3 protein-coding genes are annotated in these 3,282 nt (G+C 42.7%); 2 read left to right on the forward strand and 1 reads right to left on the reverse strand.

Annotated features, from left to right (window positions below):
- The coding region (locus tag AB5642_RS20040; protein WP_368371943.1) for a GHKL domain-containing protein at window positions 1-1,336 on the forward strand (1,336 nt) is incomplete at its 5' end.
- Window positions 1,337-1,408: 72 nt separating this feature from the next.
- On the opposite strand, the gene AB5642_RS20045 is transcribed toward AB5642_RS20040, so the two are convergent.
- On the reverse strand, window positions 1,409-2,113 hold the full coding sequence (locus AB5642_RS20045) for a LytTR family DNA-binding domain-containing protein (RefSeq protein WP_173718140.1): 705 nt from the start codon (window positions 2,111-2,113) through the stop codon (window positions 1,409-1,411).
- A 223-nt stretch (window positions 2,114-2,336) separates the two neighbouring features.
- On the opposite strand from AB5642_RS20045, the gene AB5642_RS20050 reads away from it, so the two are divergent.
- A complete protein-coding gene (locus AB5642_RS20050; RefSeq protein WP_173718141.1) occupies window positions 2,337-2,960 on the forward strand; it encodes a hypothetical protein in 624 nt (207 codons plus the stop codon).
- Window positions 2,961-3,282 lie beyond the last annotated feature (322 nt).

Consider the following 3,282-nt stretch of genomic DNA (forward strand, 5'->3'; position numbering starts at 1 on the left):
CATAAGGGGAATATCGGTGCTTATCAATTCCTCTGCATTTACCTTAATCATTCTGGTGCTGACCTTTTCCGTATGGGTATTTTTTAAAACCAGAAGCAAGGCAAATGCACTTTTTGCAGGAGTATGTCTTTGTGTGCTTGGGTATACCTGCTATCCCCTTCTGCATACATATCTGGCGCTAGGAGTACAGCCCTGGTTCTCCGTTGAAATGCTGTTCTATTTTCTCACTTTTCCGGCAATGCTTTTGCTGGAATATGAGATCACCGGGCAAAAGTATAAGTGGATGGTATGGGGGGTTCTTGCTACAGCTGTGGCAGGTCTTGGGGTTACACTTGCAGGGATTTTTGCAGGGGGAATGGAGACCGCAGCTCTTTCTTATGGTATTTCAGCGGCAACAGAGGTGCTGAAATGGTTTACCGCTGTATGCCTTGTTTTAACTGCGTTTTTCTATACGGAAGGGATGCAGGGCATTTCTCTTCTTGCAGGAACCGTCATTTACGCAGTATCTCTGGCAGCAGACCGCATATGGTCTTTGTATGATCCAATTATTGGCGGCTGGTTTCCGGAATGGGGCGGCATCATTTTGACAGGTATATTTGGAATGCTTCTCTGGAGAGAACTGACAGAAGGCTATCGGATGCGGCTGATCTATGAAGAACAGTCCAGACAGATGGAATTGCGTCTGCTTATGCAAAAGGAGCATTATGAGAAATTGACTGGTGCACTGGAAGAGGCAAGCCGTACAAGACATGACTTCAGACAGTATATCCGTACTGCTTCCATGCTGCTGGAACAAGAGCATTATGAAGAACTGAAAGAGTATTTTCATCAGTTCGCTCAGGAGAGCACCGAAAAATTGCAGACACCTGTATGTTATTGCAGGAACATGTCTGTAGATGCAATCTTACATTACTATGCGTCGCAGCTGGAGCAAAAAGGCATAAAGTACAAATATTCATTAGAAGTTCCAGAGAAAATGAAAGTCTCGGATCTGGATATCTGCAGGATTTTTGGTAATCTGATGGAAAATGCAGTGAGAGCAGTGCAAAAAGAAGAGAACGCAGATGAGGCTTACGTAAATTGCATCTGCAAAGTAAAAATGGGAAAACTTCTGATCAATATTGAAAATACCTATGCAGGAGAAGTTCAGAGAAATGGGGCAGTTTTTTATTCCACAAGTCACAGTGGGAAGGGAATTGGAATTGCTTCTGTTTCCAAAACAGCAGAGAAATATGGCGGATATGCCGACTTTTCTGCAGGAAACGGTGTATTCCGGGCGAACGTGTTTATTCCACTGGAAGATATGAATTTGCGGCTTTCTGATAAGGCCGGCTGACAAGCAGAGGAAGTCTGCCGGGGCTTTCTTCCACATAAAAAGTCTGCGCAACCAGTTGTGCAGACTTTTGTATTACGAGAAAAGATAATTCAGACATTCCTTCTTGATTGCGTTAGCTCCCCGTTTACGGATCTGGACGGTTTCCTGGTTGTCCAGAAGAAAGCCCTCCTCCAGTGTTTTGTAAATGCGGTCCATATTCACAAGACAGCCGCGGTAGCAGGAGAGAAAACAGGGGAGATCGTGAATCAGTTCCTCGAATTTCTGGAAAGTCAGGTATGTGCGCAGAACTCCTGCGTCTGTGTGAAGCTGGACAGCATTGTGAAAGGTGTCTGCATATAAAATGGTTTTTACAGGAACACGTAGAAGGGTACGGTCGCAGATCACCTCTATATATCGTGTATCCTGTGCACGCTTGATCTGAATGGAGTCCAATACCTTTGTGAGCTTGTTTGTATCAAGAGGCTTCAGAAGATAATAAGCTGCCTGCACGTCGTAACTGGCAACCGCAAAAGCATCGCTGCTGGTAACAAAAATAAGAGCACAGGAGTCGCCTTTTTCCCGAAGCTGGGCGGCCAAGTCCATACCATTGGCCTGCTTTATGTAGATATCAAGAAAAATCAGGTCATAACTGCCGGGAGAATAGCTGTTCCAGAAATCTTCAGGTGAAGAGAAGGTATATAATTGGATAGATATCTGTCTGTGTTTATAATGTTCCCGGGCAGCTTCTGCAAGTGCATCAAGATCCTGCTGCACATCATCAATTATTGCAATGTTCAATGCTGAAATCCTCCAAAAGAATGAAAATCTGCAGTAAATCAAAATGTTGCTGTGAACAGGAACATCAAAATATCACTGAAAGTGTCATTTCATCCCATGTATATTGTTTTTTCAAAATAAATCGGATATAGTAACCTCAAGGTGATGAGGCGTTAGAAAGTATTATAAACTTTTTAGGTCCTCTATATAATATCACAAAATATGATAAAAGTGAGGTAGAAAAATGAAAAACTGGAAAAAAGTTATGGCTATGTTATGTACCGCAGCAATGGTAACCGGATTTTCTGCTCCTGTATGGGCTGAGGCAGATGCAGCAGAAGATACTGAGACTGCAGATGATGAGATTACAGAATTAACAATGGACATGCTTGATGAAGCTGCATATGAAGGAACATGGTTATCTTTTGAGCCGGGATTCGATCTCTATGTACCAAGTAACTGGGATGTTCTGGAAATTTCAGATGAAGATGCAGCAGACGGTGTTATGTTCCAGGCACAGGATCCGGATTCTGAAGAAGGCGTGAACATGGTAGTGACCGCTACAGATGTTGGAACAGAGTATGATCTGTATTCCATGGCTGATGAGCTGGCTACAGAGTATGAAGATGTTGAGAAGGTTTGCATTAACGGACTCTATGCAGTTTCCTTCGAGACTGAAAGTACATACGGAATCGCTTTCCTGGAGGATGCTGAGGGAATGATGTACAATGTTCAGATCGGACCGAAATCTGATGATGTTCAGCCTATCGCTGAGACACTTTTCGTTTCTCTGATCAAGACAGAAGACAATGTGGAAGATGCAGAGGCTGAGACCGATGCGGCAGCTGACGAGGAAGCAGCAAACTAATTGCTGTAAATGGAATCAGCAGTAATAACTAATTTAAATGCGAAACGTAAATGTCAGCTGGAAATAAATTCTGAAGCTGGCGCTTAAGAAAACAAAACAGAAGCTATGCAGTGTATAGAAAACAGATTGCATGGCTTCTGTTTTTTGTTTCATCAGATAAATATAGGTTTAACAGTTAGTTTCGTAAAGATTTCTTCAGCTTCGTATTCCATTTCTGTACGATCAACGGATTCATTTTAATCTTTTTACGATCGTAAGTGATCAGTCCGTTGGTTTCTTCTTCGATATCAGAAAGCTGTGTGAAAACAGTTGCAGAGTATCC

This window comes from Ruminococcus sp. 1001136sp1_2201st1_G3_2201SCRN_220225 (assembly GCF_040924365.1).
GTDB classification, from domain to species: Bacteria; Bacillota; Clostridia; order Lachnospirales; family Lachnospiraceae; genus Blautia_A; species Blautia_A faecis.